Annotated in this window: 24 protein-coding genes and 4 pseudogenes; 19 read left to right on the plus strand and 9 right to left on the minus strand. The window is 69.5% G+C overall.

Going from position 1 to position 17,009, the window contains the following annotated elements:
• Positions 1–47: 47 nt before the first annotated feature.
• The 4 genes from ACZ7LS_RS18085 to ACZ7LS_RS18100 are packed head-to-tail and all read right to left on the minus strand — an operon-like array spanning position 48 to position 3,287.
• Complete coding sequence (locus ACZ7LS_RS18085; protein WP_385135501.1) at positions 48–812, minus strand: glycosyltransferase family 2 protein; 765 nt, start codon at positions 810–812, stop codon at positions 48–50.
• The gene (locus tag ACZ7LS_RS18090; RefSeq protein ID WP_382515615.1) at positions 809–1,426 is read right to left on the minus strand and encodes a class I SAM-dependent DNA methyltransferase; all 618 of its coding nucleotides are present in this window, start codon (positions 1,424–1,426) and stop codon (positions 809–811) included. Before ACZ7LS_RS18090 ends, ACZ7LS_RS18085 begins: the two co-directional genes overlap by 4 nt.
• A complete protein-coding gene (locus tag ACZ7LS_RS18095) occupies positions 1,423–2,187 on the minus strand; it encodes a PIG-L deacetylase family protein (RefSeq protein WP_382876632.1) in 765 nt (254 codons plus the stop codon). The genes ACZ7LS_RS18090 and ACZ7LS_RS18095 overlap by 4 nt, the downstream gene beginning before the upstream one ends.
• Positions 2,184–3,287: an acyl-CoA dehydrogenase family protein gene (locus ACZ7LS_RS18100; protein WP_385135517.1), complete on the minus strand. Its 1,104-nt coding sequence runs from the start codon at positions 3,285–3,287 to the stop codon at positions 2,184–2,186. Before ACZ7LS_RS18100 ends, ACZ7LS_RS18095 begins: the two co-directional genes overlap by 4 nt.
• A 378-nt stretch (positions 3,288–3,665) precedes the next feature.
• Here ACZ7LS_RS18100 and ACZ7LS_RS18105 point away from each other — a divergent pair, with 378 nt between their 5' ends.
• From ACZ7LS_RS18105 to ACZ7LS_RS18120, 4 genes are all read left to right on the plus strand, one after another.
• The gene (locus tag ACZ7LS_RS18105) at positions 3,666–3,971 is read left to right on the plus strand and encodes a hypothetical protein (RefSeq protein ID WP_382515610.1); all 306 of its coding nucleotides are present in this window, start codon (positions 3,666–3,668) and stop codon (positions 3,969–3,971) included.
• An 88-nt stretch (positions 3,972–4,059) separates the two neighbouring features.
• The gene (locus ACZ7LS_RS18110; RefSeq protein ID WP_385135498.1) at positions 4,060–4,503 is read left to right on the plus strand and encodes an Asp23/Gls24 family envelope stress response protein; all 444 of its coding nucleotides are present in this window, start codon (positions 4,060–4,062) and stop codon (positions 4,501–4,503) included.
• Between the two features lie 112 nt (positions 4,504–4,615).
• Positions 4,616–5,239: a hypothetical protein gene (locus ACZ7LS_RS18115; protein ID WP_382876630.1), complete on the plus strand. Its 624-nt coding sequence runs from the start codon at positions 4,616–4,618 to the stop codon at positions 5,237–5,239.
• A gap of 6 nt (positions 5,240–5,245) precedes the next feature.
• Positions 5,246–6,181, plus strand: coding sequence for an SRPBCC family protein (locus ACZ7LS_RS18120; RefSeq protein WP_385135495.1), 936 nt, complete (start codon positions 5,246–5,248; stop codon positions 6,179–6,181).
• 24 nt (positions 6,182–6,205) lie between these two features.
• On the opposite strand, the gene ACZ7LS_RS18125 is transcribed toward ACZ7LS_RS18120, so the two are convergent.
• Genes ACZ7LS_RS18125 through ACZ7LS_RS18135 form a run of 3 tightly spaced genes read right to left on the minus strand, consistent with a single transcriptional unit; the run spans position 6,206 to position 7,793 of the window.
• On the minus strand, positions 6,206–6,607 hold the full coding sequence (locus ACZ7LS_RS18125; protein WP_382671363.1) for an Asp23/Gls24 family envelope stress response protein: 402 nt from the start codon (positions 6,605–6,607) through the stop codon (positions 6,206–6,208).
• On the minus strand, positions 6,604–7,266 hold the full coding sequence (locus ACZ7LS_RS18130; protein WP_385135491.1) for an Asp23/Gls24 family envelope stress response protein: 663 nt from the start codon (positions 7,264–7,266) through the stop codon (positions 6,604–6,606). The genes ACZ7LS_RS18125 and ACZ7LS_RS18130 overlap by 4 nt, the downstream gene beginning before the upstream one ends.
• Positions 7,257–7,793, minus strand: coding sequence for an RNA polymerase sigma factor (locus tag ACZ7LS_RS18135; protein ID WP_382516829.1), 537 nt, complete (start codon positions 7,791–7,793; stop codon positions 7,257–7,259). Before ACZ7LS_RS18135 ends, ACZ7LS_RS18130 begins: the two co-directional genes overlap by 10 nt.
• 334 nt (positions 7,794–8,127) lie before the next feature.
• Between ACZ7LS_RS18135 and ACZ7LS_RS18140 the strand changes: the two genes are divergently transcribed.
• From ACZ7LS_RS18140 to ACZ7LS_RS18195, 12 genes are all read left to right on the plus strand, one after another.
• Positions 8,128–8,622 (plus strand): Asp23/Gls24 family envelope stress response protein, encoded by a 495-nt coding sequence (locus tag ACZ7LS_RS18140; protein WP_385135488.1) that lies wholly within the window; start codon positions 8,128–8,130, stop codon positions 8,620–8,622.
• Between the two features lie 89 nt (positions 8,623–8,711).
• On the plus strand, positions 8,712–8,969 hold the full coding sequence (locus ACZ7LS_RS18145; RefSeq protein WP_382515594.1) for a hypothetical protein: 258 nt from the start codon (positions 8,712–8,714) through the stop codon (positions 8,967–8,969).
• 284 nt (positions 8,970–9,253) lie between these two features.
• A complete protein-coding gene (locus ACZ7LS_RS18150; protein WP_382515591.1) occupies positions 9,254–9,574 on the plus strand; it encodes a gas vesicle protein GvpO in 321 nt (106 codons plus the stop codon).
• A 38-nt stretch (positions 9,575–9,612) separates the two neighbouring features.
• Positions 9,613–10,068 carry a gas vesicle protein GvpJ gene (gene gvpJ, locus ACZ7LS_RS18155; protein WP_382515588.1) on the plus strand — a complete coding sequence of 152 codons (456 nt, stop codon included), beginning with the start codon at positions 9,613–9,615 and terminating at the stop codon, positions 10,066–10,068.
• Between the two features lie 3 nt (positions 10,069–10,071).
• A complete protein-coding gene (locus ACZ7LS_RS18160; RefSeq protein WP_385135484.1) occupies positions 10,072–10,818 on the plus strand; it encodes a GvpL/GvpF family gas vesicle protein in 747 nt (248 codons plus the stop codon).
• Position 10,819: 1 nt separating this feature from the next.
• Complete coding sequence (locus tag ACZ7LS_RS18165) at positions 10,820–11,101, plus strand: gas vesicle protein GvpG (RefSeq protein ID WP_382515584.1); 282 nt, start codon at positions 10,820–10,822, stop codon at positions 11,099–11,101.
• Positions 11,080–11,814, plus strand: a complete 735-nt coding sequence (locus ACZ7LS_RS18170; protein WP_385135482.1) for a histone protein — start codon at positions 11,080–11,082, stop codon at positions 11,812–11,814. Before ACZ7LS_RS18165 ends, ACZ7LS_RS18170 begins: the two co-directional genes overlap by 22 nt.
• Before the next feature lie 6 nt (positions 11,815–11,820).
• Complete coding sequence (locus tag ACZ7LS_RS18175) at positions 11,821–12,756, plus strand: SRPBCC family protein (protein ID WP_385135479.1); 936 nt, start codon at positions 11,821–11,823, stop codon at positions 12,754–12,756.
• Positions 12,753–13,112, plus strand: coding sequence for a gas vesicle protein (locus tag ACZ7LS_RS18180; protein WP_382515576.1), 360 nt, complete (start codon positions 12,753–12,755; stop codon positions 13,110–13,112). The genes ACZ7LS_RS18175 and ACZ7LS_RS18180 overlap by 4 nt, the downstream gene beginning before the upstream one ends.
• Positions 13,109–13,924, plus strand: coding sequence for a GvpL/GvpF family gas vesicle protein (locus ACZ7LS_RS18185; RefSeq protein ID WP_382671347.1), 816 nt, complete (start codon positions 13,109–13,111; stop codon positions 13,922–13,924). The genes ACZ7LS_RS18180 and ACZ7LS_RS18185 overlap by 4 nt, the downstream gene beginning before the upstream one ends.
• 2 nt (positions 13,925–13,926) lie before the next feature.
• Positions 13,927–14,157, plus strand: a complete 231-nt coding sequence (locus ACZ7LS_RS18190) for a gas vesicle protein (RefSeq protein WP_129768312.1) — start codon at positions 13,927–13,929, stop codon at positions 14,155–14,157.
• On the plus strand, positions 14,154–14,432 hold the full coding sequence (locus tag ACZ7LS_RS18195; protein WP_382515569.1) for a gas vesicle protein K: 279 nt from the start codon (positions 14,154–14,156) through the stop codon (positions 14,430–14,432). Before ACZ7LS_RS18190 ends, ACZ7LS_RS18195 begins: the two co-directional genes overlap by 4 nt.
• 422 nt (positions 14,433–14,854) lie before the next feature.
• Here ACZ7LS_RS18195 and ACZ7LS_RS18200 read toward each other — a convergent pair.
• Positions 14,855–15,142, minus strand: a pseudogene (locus ACZ7LS_RS18200) (AraC-like ligand-binding domain-containing protein); the annotation flags it as partial.
• A gap of 799 nt (positions 15,143–15,941) precedes the next feature.
• On the opposite strand from ACZ7LS_RS18200, the pseudogene ACZ7LS_RS18205 reads away from it, so the two are divergent.
• From ACZ7LS_RS18205 to ACZ7LS_RS18215, 3 genes and pseudogenes are all read left to right on the plus strand, one after another.
• Positions 15,942–16,112, plus strand: a pseudogene (locus tag ACZ7LS_RS18205) (diadenosine tetraphosphate hydrolase); the annotation flags it as partial.
• A gap of 100 nt (positions 16,113–16,212) precedes the next feature.
• Positions 16,213–16,488 carry a hypothetical protein gene (locus tag ACZ7LS_RS18210; protein WP_385371727.1) on the plus strand — a complete coding sequence of 92 codons (276 nt, stop codon included), beginning with the start codon at positions 16,213–16,215 and terminating at the stop codon, positions 16,486–16,488.
• 22 nt (positions 16,489–16,510) lie between these two features.
• Positions 16,511–16,673: pseudogene (locus ACZ7LS_RS18215) on the plus strand (IS30 family transposase); the annotation flags it as partial.
• On the opposite strand, the pseudogene ACZ7LS_RS18220 reads toward ACZ7LS_RS18215, so the two are convergent.
• Positions 16,670–16,807: pseudogene (locus ACZ7LS_RS18220) on the minus strand (IS21-like element helper ATPase IstB); the annotation flags it as partial. The pseudogenes ACZ7LS_RS18215 and ACZ7LS_RS18220 sit on opposite strands and share 4 nt — an antisense overlap.
• Positions 16,808–17,009 lie beyond the last annotated feature (202 nt).

Here is a 17,009-nt window from a genome sequence, read left to right on the forward strand (position 1 = left end):
GCGGTCACGGGTGACCGCGGACGATGTCGAGGCCGATCGCCGCTCGGCTATGACGGGGCTACGGCCGGGCCCCTACGGCCGTGCCCGGAACCCGGCAGGTCCTGTGCCGTCGAAGCGAGGAGGGCCCCCAGGCCGTAAGGGGCCCTGGGGGTGGTCCGGCCGGAGGTGAGGACAGGGCACTGGTCGGTGCGTACGATCCGGCGGCCGGCCCGTTCCAGGGCGGCGACCAGTGCGCGGTCCTCACTGTGTCTCAGCTCGGGAAAGCCGCCCACCCGGTGGTAGGAGACGGCGGCCACGCCCAGGTTGGCGCCGTGCACATGCGGATGCGACCAGCCGCCGGCCGCGCTCGGGCGGCCGGCGAAGTAGCCGGCGTCGTGCCGGGCGGCCACCGCGGCGGCGAGTGAAGGGTGCGGCGCGAGGCGCACCGTACCGACGACACAGTCCCAGCCGCCGCGCGCGTGGTGCAGCTGGTGGGCGAGCCAGTGTGCGGGCACGACCGTGTCCGCGTCCGTGGAGGCGATCCAGACACCGTCGCGGTGGTGGCGCAGGATGTCCAGGGCTCGCGCGACCCCGGCGGCGCGGGCGGCGCCCACATTCCGGCGGAGGATCCCGACGACATGTGCGCCGAGTGCCCGCGCGACGGCGGCGGTGTCGTCACCGCAGTCGTCGGCCGTGACCACGGTCAGTACCCTGATGCCGGTCAGCGCCGGGTGGCGGGCGGCCGTGCGCACGCTCCGTAGTGCCGCCGGGAGAGTGGCGGCCTCGTTGTGTGCGGGGATGACGACCACGCACACGGTCGGCGCGGTGTTCACACCAACCCCTCGTCGGCGGCCGGCGACGGCGCGGCGCTCCCGTCGGGGCGGCGACGGGTGAGGACACTCAGGGTGAAGTCGGGATCGCGGTAGTCCGCGAACAGGCTCAGGCCGGGAAGCGACGCCAGCAGCGGGGCCAGTTCCGAACCGACGCGCCGGTGTTCGGGGACCGGATGCTCCCAGTGCGCGCTGAGGAGCGTCCCGCCGGGTTCGAGGCTGTCCATCACACGTGTGAACAGCCGGTCCAGTGCGTGATCGTCGAAGTAGTAGAGGACTTCGGAGAGGACGACGAGGTCGAAGGTGCCCGGCGGCCACTCGTCGGGGACGGTCAGCCGGCGCACTTCGACGTGCGGCAGACCGCGTACGCGCCCGGAGGCCGTCCTGACCGCCGAGGGGACACGGTCGGCGGACAGCAGCCGGTCGCAGCGGGCGGCCAGCAGCGCCGTCAACACCCCTACGGAACAGCCGGGTTCGAAAGCGCGGCGGTAGCGGCGGCGTGGCAGGGACGCGAGTGTCAGCGCGTACTTGCGCTGCTCGTACCAGCGGTCCGCCAGACCCCAGGGGTCGGGCGACGCGTCGTACATCGCCTCGAAGTAGGCGGCGGGCGTGCTCACCGGAAGACCACCTCGTAGGGCCTGTTGTGGTGTGCCCGCTCCTCCGCCGGCAGGATCGCCGCGTTCTCCGGGCCGTCCGCCAGCGGTGCGATCTGGCTGACGAACCGTTCGACGGCACGTCCCTTGCGCTCCAGTGCCCCGCTCGTCAGCGGGATACGTACGGCGCTCCGCCAGGGGACGCGCGGGTCCGCGGGGCGCGCCCAGTGCCACATCCATACGGGATAGAGCCACAGCGGGACCCCCGCCGCCAGACAGGCGGCCGCCGCGGCACGGCCCGCGGCCTCGTGGTCGCTGTGCAGGTCCCCCGTCCACGGCGCGACACAGAGAGCGGCGCCCGATTCTCCGAGCAACTCACCGATGCTGTCGCGCAGTTGTGGCTCGTGCCGGTGCACCCGTGTGTCCGGGAGGCGCAGCCGTCGCGGTGGCGGTCCCGCCAGGCCCAACTCGGCCAGGGCGGCCCGCAGCTCGCCCGCGCGGACCGCGGCCAGCCGGTCGGGCGTGATCCGCGCGCTGCGCGGGTGTGAGCGTTCGCCATCGGTGGCCGACAGCAGACGCACCTCGGTGCCCGCCTCCGCGAGAGCGGCCAAGGAACCGCCGAAACCGAGCACTTCATCGTCCGGATGCGCGGCGACGACCACCACGGGGCCGGCGGGAAGATCCACGACGGGCAGGAGACGCAGGCCTGCCCAGGACGCCCATCGCGCTTCCGGCGTGCCCGGCCCGTCGATGGCCTCGGCGGCGGCCTGCCGTACGCCGGTCACCGGGTGCCCCTCTCCGCGCGGAGGTCGCCGGCGAGGTCCGCGCGGAGGTCCCCGCCGAGGTCCCCGGCGAGGTCCCCGGCGAGGTCCCCGGCGAGGTCTCCGGCGAGCAGCTGTCCGAGTTCCGCGAGGTCGCGTTCGGCGTGATGCTGACGGATGTAGACGGTCAGATCGGCCACGGCCCTGGCGTGCCGCGCGTCGCGGCACAACGGACCCGCGCCCGTGGCGCGTCCCACGCGCGTGAGGACCTCGGTGCAGACCATCTCGGCCAGGGCGCGTGTGCGCAGGCCGCGTACCCGCGCGCCGCCCCGCGCGTCCAGCGGGTCGTCGTCGATGTCGGCCCCCGCCTGTTCCAGTACCGTACGCGCCGAGCTGAGCAGGACGTCCACGGCGCCCAGGTGGACCGCGGTGTGGGTGTCGGGGGTGCGCTTCCCGGCCGCCGCGAGCAGGGTGTCGGCCACAGCGTGCGCTCCGCCGAGCCAGCAGGCGGCGACACCGACGCCGCCGTGCGGGAAGCCGGGGCGGTCGAGGTAGTCCCCGGCGCCGCCCACCGGTTCAGCGGGCACGGCGGAGAACCCGATGTCGGGGGTGTCGCTGCCGGCCATGCCGATCGCCTGCCAGGTGCCCGGCACGGGTTCGATCCCGGGGTGGCCGGTACGGACGGTGAACAGACGGCGTCCCTCGTCGGTGTCCGCCGTGACCAGCGCGTGCGTACAGACGTGAGCGCCGGAGCAGTAGGGCTTGACGCCGTTCAACTGCCAGCCGCCGCCGTGCCGGTTCGCCGAGAGTCCGGGGCCCGGTGGGTGCGCCGCCCATACGCCCCAGCGCTCGCCGCGGCCCGGCGGTGGACCACCGAGTTCATCGAGGATCGCGGTCGCGTCGAGGTGTCCCTCACCCAGGCGCGCGAGGCACAGATCCTCCCGGCCCAAATCGGAGAGGATCCGGAACCGCTCCGGGGTGCGCCCTCCGCCGGGCAGGGGAACGTCCCGGGAGGCGTCCTCGACCCAGGCCGAGAAGCGCGCCGCGACCGTCCGGCACAGCGCCGCCCGGTCGTCGGGAGCCTCCTCCCCCGATTCCGGCGGAGAGCAGGGACGGGAGCCCACGAAGGAAGCCGGTCCGGCGGAAGAAGTCGCTTCAGCGGTCAACCTTTCCTCCTGAAGAAGCAGGCACGACGGGACGAAGCGGACACCATGACCGCCGTTTCAACCCTGCGCCGGTGCTTCCACCCCCGCAAGCGCGGCCGGGGACGGGCGGCCCGGACCATCGTTCGTCAACCCATGAGCAAACCCATGAGCAAGGCTCCAAAAAATACCCCTTTGGGTGATTTGCGTACACTCGGAAGTGTGTGTCGCCGTTCCGCCCGGGGCGCGCGAGAGTTCGACAGGAAGGTCCTTCTCATGCCGAAGAAAAGCAGCCGCTCTCCGCAAGGCGAGAGTCCGGGCCGGTTCAAGGGACGCGATCAGCACGGATGGTCGCCGGACGTGGACGAGACCTCCCAACAGGACAACCCCAGCGCGCATCGCTCCTTCCACCCGGAGCGCTACGCCCCCGAATCCGACGCGGGCCGCGAGCCCTCCGCCGAGGACAAGAAGCGGTCGACCGAGGGCACGCCGGTCGAGAGCCGCTCCCGGCGCGGCGAGGACCAGGCCAGGAAGTCCAAGAGCGAGGGCATGCACGACACCGGCCCGAAGGGACGCACGCGGCGCCCCAGCGGAAGCAAGGACGCCACCGCCCACACCGGGGTTGACCCGCAGGAGGCGCGGGACCACAAGGACTCGCAGCACTGACCTCGCAGCCTCGCAGCACCGACTCGCAGCACCGACTTGCGGCACTGACTCGCAGGACTTACCCACTCGAACAGCGAAGGAGCCCGTCATGGAAACGAGCGCGACCGCGGCCTCGGGGGCGCACACCGGCAGAAACGGCGTGGTGAAGGGAAAGACGGATATCGCGGACGCGGTGGTCTCCGCCATCGCCGGGATAGCGGCCCGGGAGACGCCCGGCGTGTACGCGATGGGCGGTGGTGTGTCCAGGACCCTCGGCGCCATGCGCGACAAGGTCGGCCGCTCGGACGACCCCGCCAGGGGCGTGAAGGTCGAAGTCGGCGAGAAGCAGGCGGCGATCGACCTCGACATCGTCGTCGAGTACGGGACGCCGATCGAAGAAGCCGCCGACAACATCCGCTCCAACGTCACCGACGCGGTCGAACGAATGACGGGGCGGGAAGTCGTGGAGGCCAACGTGAGCGTTCTCGACGTACACGTACCCGGCATGGACGACGAGGACGACAGATCACGGGAGCCCACCCGCGCACGGTGACCCGGGCGTGATGACCCGGGCATGGTGACCCGGCCGGCGATGGTCCGGCACCCTTCGTGGAGACGAAGGCGCTCTCGGGGCAGCAGAGACCGCATTCTTCAGAGGAAATGCTATGGACACCAGTACCAAGGCGACTCTGGCCGCCGGCGTAGCGGCGGGTTATGTCGTCGGACGCACAAAGAATGGGAAGCTCGCCCTCGGCCTTCTGTCCGTCGTAGCGGGCCGAAGTCTGGATCCCGTGGCTCTTATCGGCCAGGGAATCAGGAAACTCGCCGAAAGTCCCCAGTTCGGTCAGCTCAGCGAGCAGGTTCGCGGCGAGCTGTTGACCTCCGGGCGTTCCGCTCTGTCGGGATTGACGAACCGAGGTGTCGCATCGGTCACTGATGCCCTCCAGCAGCGGACGCGCTCCTTGCTGGAAAGCGAGGCGGACAGCGAGGCGGAGGACGAGGAACCCGACGAGGAGTTCGACGAAGAATCCGCGCCGGAGGAACCCGAGGAAGAGGCAGAGGAAGCGGAAGAGGAGGAGGAAGAAGAAGAGCCTCCTCGGCGCCCCCGGCGCCGGCCGACGAGGCAGGCGCCTGCGGAGAAACCGACTGACAGGAAGCCGGGGCCGAAGAATCCGCCCGCCAAGAAGGCCATGGAGAAGAAGGCGGCGGACAGGAAGGCGGCGAAGGACAAGGCACCGGGGCGGAGTGCGGCGAAGAAGCCTCCCGCCGGCCGGGGCAGGCGGAGGTGAACCGCGATGGCCAAGACGGATGAACGCCCGGAAACAGACGTCGCTTCCCCGCTCCGGGGACTGCGCACGGAACTCGGCAATTACGTCGGAGCGCAAGCCCAGCGAATCGTGGGCTCGGCCGTCGGCAAGCTGACGGATCTCGCCGATCCCACGAACTCCGGGAAGGGCGGCGGAGGCGTGTTCGCCCTCGGCAAGCGTGTCCTCGGCGGCGAATCGCCGGTGAAGGCTTTTCTGTCCCACAGCCTTTCGGGCGCCAAGGACAAGATCGTTTCCGGCGCCAAGGAGGCCCTGGGCGGGGGTGGCGGGAAAACGGGCGACACGAAGACCACCAATATCGTCGAGGTCATCGACATAGGGCTGCCACTGCGCAGCGTGTATGACCAGTGGACGCAGTTCGAGGATTTCAGTTCGTTCACCAAAGGCGTGCGCAGCGTCAATATGTCCGACGAGATCGAATCGGACTGGAAGCTCAAGGTCGGCCCGTCCAACCGGGCTTGGAAGGCCACCGTGCAGGAGCAGGTCCCGGACGAGCGGATCGTCTGGACTTCGGAAGGCGCCAAGGGCACGACCCACGGAGCCGTGAGTTTCCACGAGTTGACCCCGGACCTGACGCGCGTCGTCGTGGTGGTCGAGTACTACGCTTCGGGCTTCTTCGAGAAGACGGGCAATATCTGGCGCGCTCAAGGACGTCGACTCCGGCTGGACCTGAAGCATTTCCAGCGCTACGTGACTCTCGCCGACGAAGACGCCGAGGGCTGGCGTGGTGAAATCCGCGACGGCGAAGTCGTCCGCACTCACGAAGAGGCCCTCGAAGACGAGGAGCGGGAAGCGGACGAGCGGGAAGCGGAAGCGGACGAGGCCGAAGACGAGGCCGAGGACGAGACCACCGAGGCCGGGGACGAGGAAGAGGAAGAGACCGAGGAAGAGGAAGAGGACGAATAGTCCGAGGGGACCCGACCCGGTCGGTTACCGCACCCGCCCGCGCTGTCCGGAACGGAGCGGCACGGAACGGGTGATGCGTGTGACCGTGACGACGACGGTGACAGGTTCCGGTGTGCCGTGGTGGGTTACGTGTGAGCTGACCGCCGATCGGACGCGATCGCGGACATCACGTGCGACATCCGCGGCGCGGCGGCTGTCGGTGAGTACACAACGGACCTGGACGTGCCAGGCACCCGTGCCTGGAGTGTGTTCGATGTGGATGCCGGCCTCGCGGGGCAGCGCCGGGGACCCGATGGCCTCCCGTGCCCGGGACGCGGCACCGGCCAGCGCCTGACGGAGGGTGGGCTGCAGTTCGGCCACCCCGGGGACCGCCAAAGCGGCCTGGGCGGCGCCGCGTTCGACGCGGGTCGTGTCACCGGCGGTCACGGTCCGCTCCTCGTCGCGAGTTCGGCGGGGGCCGGCGGCGACATCCGGGGCTCCCATACGGACACGACCCTCAGGTCGATACCGCTGATGGCGAGGCCGAGTTCGCGCACACCGGCGTACGCGACGGCCCGGCGGACCGCGCTCGCCCGAGCGGGGAGGGGCCGGTCGAGAGTCATGGCGAGGGTCATCGTGACGGTCACTTCCGTACTGCCGCCGCCGGGGCCGAGGCGGCAGCTCGCGGCGCGCACTCCGGGGACGCGGTCGGCGGCTCCACGCAGGACCTTCGCCACCGCGGTCTCCGCGATCCACAGTTCTCGCGCGGGATCGTCCAGAGGCAGCAGCCGGCCGAGCCGCACCTCGGCGCGTACCGCGCGCATGACCCGCCGGGCGACCGTGTGCGCACTGAGGTGTTCCGCACGCAGTGTGCGGGTGGTGTGGTCCAGAGCCGCCAGTCCCCCGACCGCCTGCCGGCAGAACACACACTCAGCCGTGTGGGGGTCGTTCTGGTCCATGAGGGCGCGGGCGCGCCGCCAGACGTCGCCCACCAGTCGCCCGCACGGCAGCCGCTCGTCCCCGACGAGTTCCGCGGCGTCGACGTCCTGGTGCGAGGCAGCCGGCTCGTCGCACGGGCGGGTGGCACGGGGGTCGTCTAGCGCCATGAGGACATCTCCTTCAGCAGGGTGCGCCGTGCGCGGAAGAGCCTGCCGCGCACGGTCTGTTCGCTCTCCCCCAGGACCTGCGCCACCTCCTGGTACGACAGTCCGTGCAGTTCACGCAGGGTCCAGCAGGCACGCTGGCCTGGCTGGAGGTGGTGGAGCGCCTGGACCAGCGCCGCCGTGGCGGCCGCGCTTTCCGCGGCACGGGCGGGTTCGCCACCGGCGTCGTGGGCCGTCGGTTCGGGCACGGCGTCCAGGGACACCGAAGGCGCGTGCCCGCGCAGGACGTTGAGGCATCGGTTCGTGACGATGCGGTACATCCACGTAGGGAACGTCGCGTCCCCGCGGAACTCCGGAAGCCGCCGCCAGGCGCTGATGAAGGCGTCCTGTACGACCTCCTCGGCGTCCGGGACGCTACCCAGCATGTGGTACGCCAGTGCCAGCAGCGGTGCGCTGTGGCGGTGGACCAGCTCGGCGAACGCGTCGTCATCGCCTTCAGCGGCCCGCGCCACCAGCAGCCCGTTGTCCAGGCCGCCGAGGTCGTCGCCGGGATCACCGGTCGGCCCGGCCGCGGGCGCGTCGCGCCTGGTGGCCGGGCTCGGGGCGGCACGGCGCGGTGGTGTGCGTCTTTCCTGCTTCGCATCCACAGTCGCTTCCCAAGCGATCGTTCTCGTGGGCCGCGCGGCCTTTCCCGGCCCCCGGTGTGCCGGACGGCACGGTCAGGCCGAACGCCCCTCTTCTGAGCCTACGCGATGCACAGAACGAATAGATGCACAGACCACATATGTGTGACGATTTCGGATTCCCCGTGTCCTACCTTGTGACGGACGCTGATCCGGTGTCCGTATCTCTCAGGAGAATGTCATGACGGACACAGCACACCGCCCGGTCACCGAAGGGCGCCGGGCCACCGAAGGACGCCGGGCCACCGATGAGACCCCGGCACAGCACGACCCGAAGGAGAGCCTCCGCCCTCCGGGGAGCCGCGGGCGGACCACGATCGCGGACAGCGTCGCGGAGAAGATCGTCGGGGTGGCGACCCGCGAGGTTCCGGGCATCCACAACCTCGGCTCCGGCGTGGCGCGGACCATCGGGGGCGTGCGTGAGCGGGTGCCCGGCGCACAGCCCAGCGTTACCCGCGGTGTGCACGTCGAGGTGGGCGAGCGACAGGCGGCTGTGGACGTCGATGTCGTCATCGACTACGGCTTCCCCATCGTCAATGTCGCCGCGGATGTCCGCACGAATGTCATCTCGGCCATGGAGCGCATGACCGGCCTGGAGGTCGTCGAGGTGAACATCGCCGTCGACGACATCGATCTTCCGGAGGACGAGGAGGAACGGGACGACCGCCTGGAGTGATCCACGGATCTCCGGACATCCCCCTCGCCTGGCGTGCGGCCCCGAGCGGTGCGCCGGAAGAGGTCACGACCTGAGAAAGGGCGCATACGATGAACACGACCATGGCGGGACTCATGACCGGCCTGGCGCTGGGTTTCGCCGGCTACTTCGGCGGCTTCGGGGCTTTCATCGTCGTGGCGGTCCTGGGCCTGGTGGGCCTGATCGCCGGCTACCTGACGCGCGGCGATGTGCATGTCACCGACTACGTACCCACCCGGAGCGGTGAGGGACGCCGGGAGTCCCTGGAACGTCCCCGGAGCACGTACGGCACCGCCCCCCGCACCGAGCACAGGACGCGGGTGCGGTGAGCGACCGGTCCTCTTGGCGTCCCCTCCCGGGCCGCCACGGCGCGGACACCACCGGAGGGCTCGGACACCGTCGGAGCACGCGCGGCACCGGCGGTCCGCTCCTCCCTCTGTCGGCTCAATCCCACCGGTCGGGCGCATACGGCGCGGCCCCGTACCCGCGCGAGCGCGTTCCGGCTGCGGAGAGACGTACGCGGCTCACGGAATGACGTCGTCTGCCGGCACCGCGGCGGAGCCCGAGCGCCCGCTGCGGATGCGGTGCGCGCGATAACGATGAGACTTGCCGTATGGCAGAACAACCTCGGACGCGGCCACGATCCACATCAACCGCGGCTCGTCGGCGTGCCTCGCCCGCGCATGGGCCGGAAGGCGCCGCACGTGCCGCGCGCGAGCGGCTGGAGAGCCTGATCAGCCACCGTACGGAAGGTGTGTCGGGTGTACGGCGTACCGACGACGGCTGGTGTGTCGTCGTCGATGTTCTGGAACTCGCCCGGATCCCGGACACCACGAGTCTGCTGGCCTCTTACGAGGTGCATGTGGACCGGGACGGCGAACTCCTTGAGTACCGCCGGGTCCGCCGCTACCGACGAGGCGCCGCCGACGAGTGAGCACGGCGAGCCGGTCCGCTGACGAGAGGACGCCCCCCATGAGAACGACCACCTACTCCGACGAGGTCGCGTGCGTACCGCGCGCCGGCACGCTGTACGACACGCTGGAACTCATCCTGGACCGGGGCATGGTGATCGATGTCTTCATCAGGGTCTCCCTGGTCGGCATCGAGATCCTCAAGATCGACGCCCGGATCGTCGTGGCGAGCGTCGACACGTACCTCCGGTTCGCCGAGGCGTGCAACCGGCTGGACCTGGAGCTCGACTCGCGCAGTACGACGGTCCCCGAACTGTTCGGCGGCGGGGCCGCGAAGGCTGTCGGCAAACGCAAAGTGAAGAAGGCGGCCCAGTCGGTGGGAGACAAGGTGCGCCACGCGGTCGGCGGCGGCGACGAGGACGAGGACGAGGACTCCGAGGAAGAGCACGAGGAGACCAGGCCGCGGCGGCGCGTTCCCGCCCGTACCGGTACGCGCCGACGTTACGCGGAGGACTGACCGGTGACGGGCGACGGTGTGTACGTCTACGCGATCGTCGGGGCGGAGCGGCGCGCCCCGCGAGGAGTCGCCGGAGTGGGGAGCCCGCCGCTTCCCCTTCGTGTCCTCGTGGAGGGTCGGCTCGGGGCGGTGGTCAGTGACGCTCCGCCGAAACTGCGTGCCCGGCGCCGCGATCTGCTCGCCCACCAGAATCTCCTGCTGCGGCTCAGCGCCGAAGGGCCGTCCCTGCCCACGCGGTTCGGCATGGTGGCGCCGGACGAGGCCGCGGTCCGTGAGCAGTTGACGGCGGCCGAGGACCGTCATCTCACGGCTCTGGAACGGATCACCGGACGGGTCGAGGTGAACCTCAAGGCATTCGCCCCGTCCGACGCCCTGGCGTCTCTCGTCCGGGAGGACAGGAACGTCCAGAGGCTTCATGAAGCCGCACGACGACGTCCCGGTTACGAGGCGAATCTGCGCCTGGGCGAAGCGGTGGTCACGGCGCTCTCACGCAGGGCGGCGGAAGCGGGACGGGACGCCGTACGGGAGCTGACACCGCTGGCACACGCTGTCGCCGTGGGGCCTCAGGTCCCCGGGTGTGTGCTCAATATGTCGTTCCTTGTCGACAGTGCGGCCGACGGCCGGTTCCGGGCCGCGGCGCAGGGCTTCGCCGCGGACCGACAGGACCGTGTGGAACTGCGTGTCGCGGGGCCGCTGCCCTGTTACAGCTTTGTCGAGGCCGACGGCCCATTCGCGGGCGCGGGAGCATGACATGGGTCTGATCAGCGGACTCCTCCTCTTCCCGCTGGCTCCGGTGCACGGAGTGTCGTGGATCGCCGAGCAGCTCATGGACGCCGCCGACCGTCAGGTTCACGACCCTGCTCTGATTCGCGCTCAACTCACGGCGCTGAACGCGGAGTTCGAAGAAGGACTTCTCAGCCTCGAAGAATTCGAGGAGGCGGAGGAACGGCTGCTCGACCGACTGGACGAAGCGGGAGCCGGACCAGGCGAACCATCGAAGGTGGTGCACTCATGGATGAACGAACCAAAGTAACGCTGGCCGCCGCGGTGGCGGCCGGCTATGTGCTGGGCCGCACCAAGAAGGGACGGCTGGCCCTGACCGCGGTGACCTATCTGGCGGGCAGGCGCTTCGGCCTCGAACCGCGCCAGCTCCTCGCCGAGGGGGTACGGCGCCTCGGCCAGGTACCGCAAGTCGCCGAGCTACAGGAGCAGTTGCGCACCGAGGGCCTCGAAGCGGCTCGTAACGCGCTGACGGCCGTCGCCAGCCGGAACCTGGGCTCTCTCGCGGACGCGATCAGTGAACGCACGCTCGGCCTCGGCGCCAAGGGCGAGGAGCCGGAGGACGAGTACGAGGAGGAGCCCGAGGCGGAAGACGAGTACGAGGAAGAGCCGGAGGAGGAGGAAGAGGAGGAGGAAGAGGAGGGGGAAGAAGAGCCGGAGGAGGAGCCTGAGGAGGAGGCACCGCCCAGGCATCGTCGGCGGGGCGCCCGCGATTCCGCCGGACCGACTTCCTCCGGGCAGCCCAAGTCCGCCGGGGCGGCCCGGAAGACGACGTCCGCCGGCCGGGACAGGGCCAGGAAGGCAGCCACGTCCAAACGTGCCGCCTCCGCCGAGAAAGCCGCGGCCCCCGCCAAGAAGGCCGCTCCGGCCAAGAAAGCGGCCCCGGCCAAGAAGGCCGTCGCGAAGAAGGCGGCCGCGAAGAAGGCGGCCGCGAAACCCCACACGCGCGCAGATCGCCGGAGGTAGTCCGACATGGCCAGGACACCACAGGACACCTCCGACTCGGACGGTTCAGCTCTCGGGCGCGTGCGCGAGGAGATCTCGAACTACCTCGGGGCCCAAGTGGCGCATCTCGCCGAGAAGGCCGCCGGCAAACTGACGGACGTCACCGGTCAGCTCGCCGATGTCGCGGAGAACGGCGGACAACTGCCGGCGATCGGTTCCCGTCTCCTCAAGGGTGAATCGCCGCGCAAGGCGATCCTGTCGGAGAAGCTCAAGGGCGTGAAGGACAGCGTCGTGGGCAAGGCCAAGGAGGCCCTCGGCGGTGGCGGGGGACGCAAGTCCGGCGACACCAAAGTGACGAGCATCATCGAAGTGCTCGATGTCGGCGTGCCCCTCCGTACGGCCTACGACCACTGGACGCAGTACGAGAAGTTCAGCGGCTTCACCAAAGGCGTACGCGATGTGTCGCAGAGCGATGAGGTGACGAGCGACTGGAAGACGAAGGTCGGTCCGTCCACCCGTGCTTTCAAAGCGACAGTCCAGGAGCAGGTGCCCGACGAGCGCATCGTATGGACCTCGGAAGGCGCCAAGGGCACGACCCGGGGGGCGGTCAGCTTCCACGAGCTGGCACCGGCGCTGACCCGCATCGTCCTGGTCGTCGAGTACTACCCGTCCGGTTTCTTCGAGAAGACCGGGAACCTGTGGCGTGCGCAGGGACGGCGTCTGCGTCTGGACTTCAAACACTTCCAGCGCTACGTCACGCTGACCGACGAGGAGCCCGAGGACGCGTGGCGGGGCGAGATCCGTGACGGCGAGGTCGTCCGCACCCACGAAGAGGCGATGGAAGAGGAAGAGGCCGCACAGGACGAGGAGGACGGCGACTGGACGTACGAGGACGAAGAAGAGGAAGAAGACGAGGACGACGACGAGCCGGATGAGGACGAGGAAGAGGACGAAGCCCGGTGACCTCCGTCGACTTCAGACCCGATGGCGCCCCCGCCTACGGCACGAGCACCACCAACCTCGCCGACATCCTCGAACGCGTCCTCGACAAAGGCATCGTCATCGCCGGTGACATCAAGATCGACCTGCTCGACATCGAGCTGCTGACCATCCGGCTACGGCTGTTCGTCGCGTCCGTGGAAACCGCCAAGAAGGCCGGCATCGACTGGTGGGAGACCGATCCGGCTCTCAGCTCACGCGCCGCGCGTACGGCCCTCCAGGACGAGAACGATGAACTCCGCGCCCGCCTGGAAGCCCTCGAATCCAGTCTCGAACAGGCCCCGTCCCCGGCGCCCACCAAGGAGAGGCGAGGGACATGACCGCGCCCGGCCCCACGCTTCGGGAACACACCGCCACCTACGTGTTCGCCGTCTGCGCGCACATCGAACACAACACACTCGCGATGCTCCCGGGACTCGACGAGCACTCCCCGGTGCGGCCCCTGTCCCTCGGCACACTCACGGCCGTCGTCCAGCATGTCGAGGCCGGCCACTTCAGCGAGGACGCCTGGCGCGAACGCCTCTCGGACCGGCAGGAACTGGAACGCTGCGCCCGTGCCCACCACCATGTCGTCTCCGCGGTCGCCGCGCGCGGACCCGCGGTTCCCCTTCCGCTGGCCACGCTCTACCGGAGTGACGAGCGAGCCCGGCAGATCCTTCGGCAGGACGCCGAACGCTTTCACACCGCCCTGCGCCGTATCGAAGGGCGCGTCGAGTGGGGAGTGAAGGTGTACGCGCCGCCAACACCCCCGCCCGCCCCCGCACCGACGCCGGCCGCCGCGCCCACGGGAGCGGGCCGTGGACACCCGTCCTCCGGCGACGGCCGGGCCTATCTGGACCGCAAGCGAGGCATCCAGAAGCGGCGCGAACAGCACCACGACGAAGCACTGCGCGCCGCCGAGACCGTGGACACTGCGATGCGCACCGTGGCCGCGGCATCCCGGCACCTGCGTACACACGCTCCGGAACCGCTGGAGCCCGGCAGGACGCAAGTACTCAACGCCGCCTACCTGGTGGACGAGAAACGGAGCGACGACGTCGCCCGTACGATCATGGGGCTCCGCCGTTCGACCGGCACGGACATCGAGATGTCGGGACCCTGGGTGCCCTACTCCTTCGTCGGCGAGGTGTGAGGATGACGACGCGTGAGCCCGTCCCCTGGGCCACCCCGGAGCCGCTGACCGGTCCCATCGGAGTGCCCCTTGTCGACCTCCTGGACCGCGTACTGGCGACAGGCGTGGTCGTGAGCGGCGACCTCGTCATCGCGATCGCGGACGTCCCGTTGGTCAGACTGTCACTGCACGCCCTGCTCTCCTCGGTGAGCGAACGGGTTCCCGCTCCCTGGGCGGACGGAGGACCGCTGTGACCAGTACGCGGATCGACGTGGACCGCGACCAGATGGGACGCGACCTGGTCGCGCTGGTCCTGACCATCGTGGAACTCCTGCGCCAGCTCATGGAACGCCAGGCGATCCGCCGGGTGGAGCAGGGCGATCTCACCGACGACCAGGTCGACCGAATCGGCACCACACTCATGCTGCTCGACGAACGCATGAATGAACTCTGCGAACAACACGGGCTCAGCATGGAAGACCTCAACCTGGATCTCGGCCCCTTGGGCACACTGCTGCCCCGCGACTGACAGGACCCACCCGACGTCCACGAGCCCGAGCCCCTCGCCCTCACCAGGGGAGTCGTCCAGGAGCGGTCGTACGTCGTGGAGGTGCGCCGACTCCATCACGGGCGTACGCGAATCCCCGACACCCACGGTCTCCCCCAGCACCATGGATACCGCGGGCCCGAACAGCCCACTTCACCTGAGGGGGAAGAATGAGGATTCGACATGCACTCGCCGGCGCAGCGGTGCGAGGGAGCCGCCCCGCTGACCGGTGGCACCACTGCCGCACAGGCGGCGCCCGCGCCCGTCGGCACGAAGGCGACGGCAGCCGCACCGAGCACCATCCAGGATGAGGTAATCGTCGGCTACTACCAGTACTTGTCGGACTGCGAAGCCGACGGAAGGAACTCCATCTACTCCGTACAGCGGCATCCGAGCCTTTGCGCTCATTGTGGACGACGACGACTCGTAGCCACGTGACGGACCGGGGCCGCCCAGCGGTCTGCCATGGACGCCGGTGGGTCCCTGCCGGAGATATGACTCGCCCCCTCGGAGCCCCGGGATCTCGGGGCTGGGCGGCTGCTGTGCGCGATCACGAACTGCCCGGGGTGGAGGGCGGTGTCACGCCCGTCTTGGGCTATGCGGCCCCTTCCTGAGACCAGGCAGTGGACCTGGTAGATCTCGGGCCAAGCGCAAAAGACGCGCTGTGGCGCGGAAGTCGTGGTGTTCGTCGCTACGGAGCCGGTTGGGCATGTGCGGCCGTGACGTGGCGTGCGCGAACAACTCGAACCGCTCCGGCGCTTCCACGGCCTTCGTGCTGAACTCTGTCACCAGCGCCTTCGCCCCCGTAGCCGATTGCCCCGTGCTTCGAACGTGGCATGAGGAGGCATGCGCGGTCCAGCAGCACTTCGGTCATATGGGACGTGTGCACGCGCCGCAACGAAGGGGACGCTGACGCCATGTGAAGGGGCCTCCTCGAACGGCGCCGACTGGTGGCCGTGAGCTGGCGCATCGCCTTCACCGACGTTGGCGCTTCCCGGGGCACTCGACGAACTTGGCCGCGTACGGGCGCGCATAGGCGCCCTTGGCGGCGCGAAGTGTGAAGGCAGATTCTAGTAGTCCAGAGCCACCACGACGTATAGGCAAGCAACGACTGCGACGACGCAGAGCGCGACCAGGAAGATCAGTGCGCAGCCCAGTGCTCCTGCCGTGCCAGTGATCGTTGCCCAGCCGAATCGCGTTGCTCGTTCGGCCCGTTGGACTGCGTCGTGGTACTCACTGTCGTCATACCAGCCGCGATCGGCCATGGTCACCCCCGGTCGAACCTTATAACTCGGCCATCTCGCCGCGGAATTCGACGGCGCGGATGCCGTAGGACAGGGATGGCCTGTTCGCCCGGGCAGCTCCTGAGGGACGGTATGGGGAGGGTGGGGAGCCAGGAGCAGTCCTTGATCACCGGAATGTAGGTTTCGATCATGACGGGTGACTGGCGGACGGATCGGATCGGGGCTGCGCTGAGGGGCGAGAACCCGAGCGCATGTCTGGCCGCGGTTCGACTGGAAGCCGGCCGACGTGCTGAGTGCTCCGGTGTGGCTCTATCCGCGAGAACGGTGGAGCGACGAGCGGTTCAGGCTCGGTCCGCAGCATGACGTGCTGCGAGCGGCGATCAGTGGCGAACTGGACGAGTTGCGCTCGGCGACCTGACTGTTGCCGACCCCGAACTCGCCTGCGCGCAGGCCCGTTCGTCTGCTCAAGGCTCCTGCCCCGCCGACCGGCCGGGCAGGAGCCTGCGTAGGGTTCGGTCATGACCAGGGCAAAGGGGCGGTGGCCCAAGCTGGATCCGGACCAAGGCGTCGAGGACGCGACCCTGCTCATCTTGGAATGGCTCGGTGAGCAAGGTGTGGGGGCCATGATCCGGGTAGACGCGGAGCGAATGCGGGACGGCCGGCCGGCGTGGACCTTCGCTGCCGGTGGTGGCCCTCTGTCCGGAGGGGTGCGGGCTGATGGTGCCTCCGTCGAGGAATGCATGGGCAGGGCGCTGATCACACTGCGAGAGGCCGGACTGTCCGTGCCTTTCTGACCAGGAGTCACAAGCCCCGGACAAGAACGGCCTGCTCCGGCAGCACCTCCCAAAGAACACCGACCTGTCCGTCCACACTCGCGGACGCCTGAACACCGTTGCCACCGAACTGAACAGCAGGCCCCTCAAGGCTCGACTGGAAAACGCCGAGCGAGCGCCTGTCCACACTGCTCAAGGCCCACTAAAACCATGCGCGGGTGCTGGCGAGGCAGTAGGAGTCGGTGCCGGTCCCGATGATCGTGCCGTTGAAGGTGAGGCGGTCGACGATGGCCGCGCAGGGGCGAGGATCCGTGAACATCTTCGTCCAGCCGCCGAAGGCACATCCCGGTGCGTTGCGTGGCCTAGGAAGCGTCGTCGACTTTCGTGAGCTGAGATACCCGTTGGCGAGAGACGCCGAGAAGCTGCGCAATATCGGCCCCGGTGATTCCGCCGTCCTTCAGGCGGTGCGCCGTCTTCCTGTAGGCAGCGGCAGCGCGTGTTTGGGCGCGCCGAGCCTCCATGACGGCTTCAATCGCCTCCCG

Source organism: Streptomyces sp. NPDC039430 (assembly GCF_055639435.1).

What these genes read in the sequence shown, in the direction of transcription:
- ACZ7LS_RS18110 (WP_385135498.1), top strand. Translation starts at nt 4,060, where the DNA reads ATGGAAACGAGCGCGACCGCGGCCTCGGGGGCGCACACCGGCAGAAAC.
- ACZ7LS_RS18115 (WP_382876630.1), top strand. Translation starts at nt 4,616, where the DNA reads ATGGACACCAGTACCAAGGCGACTCTGGCCGCCGGCGTAGCGGCGGGT.
- ACZ7LS_RS18120 (WP_385135495.1), top strand. Translation starts at nt 5,246, where the DNA reads ATGGCCAAGACGGATGAACGCCCGGAAACAGACGTCGCTTCCCCGCTC.
- ACZ7LS_RS18130 (WP_385135491.1), bottom strand. Translation starts at nt 7,266, where the DNA reads ATGGCGCTAGACGACCCCCGTGCCACCCGCCCGTGCGACGAGCCGGCT.
- ACZ7LS_RS18140 (WP_385135488.1), top strand. Translation starts at nt 8,128, where the DNA reads ATGACGGACACAGCACACCGCCCGGTCACCGAAGGGCGCCGGGCCACC.
- ACZ7LS_RS18145 (WP_382515594.1), top strand. Translation starts at nt 8,712, where the DNA reads ATGAACACGACCATGGCGGGACTCATGACCGGCCTGGCGCTGGGTTTC.
- ACZ7LS_RS18150 (WP_382515591.1), top strand. Translation starts at nt 9,254, where the DNA reads ATGGCAGAACAACCTCGGACGCGGCCACGATCCACATCAACCGCGGCT.
- gvpJ (WP_382515588.1), top strand. Translation starts at nt 9,613, where the DNA reads ATGAGAACGACCACCTACTCCGACGAGGTCGCGTGCGTACCGCGCGCC.
- ACZ7LS_RS18165 (WP_382515584.1), top strand. Translation starts at nt 10,820, where the DNA reads ATGGGTCTGATCAGCGGACTCCTCCTCTTCCCGCTGGCTCCGGTGCAC.
- ACZ7LS_RS18170 (WP_385135482.1), top strand. Translation starts at nt 11,080, where the DNA reads ATGGATGAACGAACCAAAGTAACGCTGGCCGCCGCGGTGGCGGCCGGC.
- ACZ7LS_RS18175 (WP_385135479.1), top strand. Translation starts at nt 11,821, where the DNA reads ATGGCCAGGACACCACAGGACACCTCCGACTCGGACGGTTCAGCTCTC.
- ACZ7LS_RS18185 (WP_382671347.1), top strand. Translation starts at nt 13,109, where the DNA reads ATGACCGCGCCCGGCCCCACGCTTCGGGAACACACCGCCACCTACGTG.
- ACZ7LS_RS18190 (WP_129768312.1), top strand. Translation starts at nt 13,927, where the DNA reads ATGACGACGCGTGAGCCCGTCCCCTGGGCCACCCCGGAGCCGCTGACC.
- ACZ7LS_RS18210 (WP_385371727.1), top strand. Translation starts at nt 16,213, where the DNA reads ATGACCAGGGCAAAGGGGCGGTGGCCCAAGCTGGATCCGGACCAAGGC.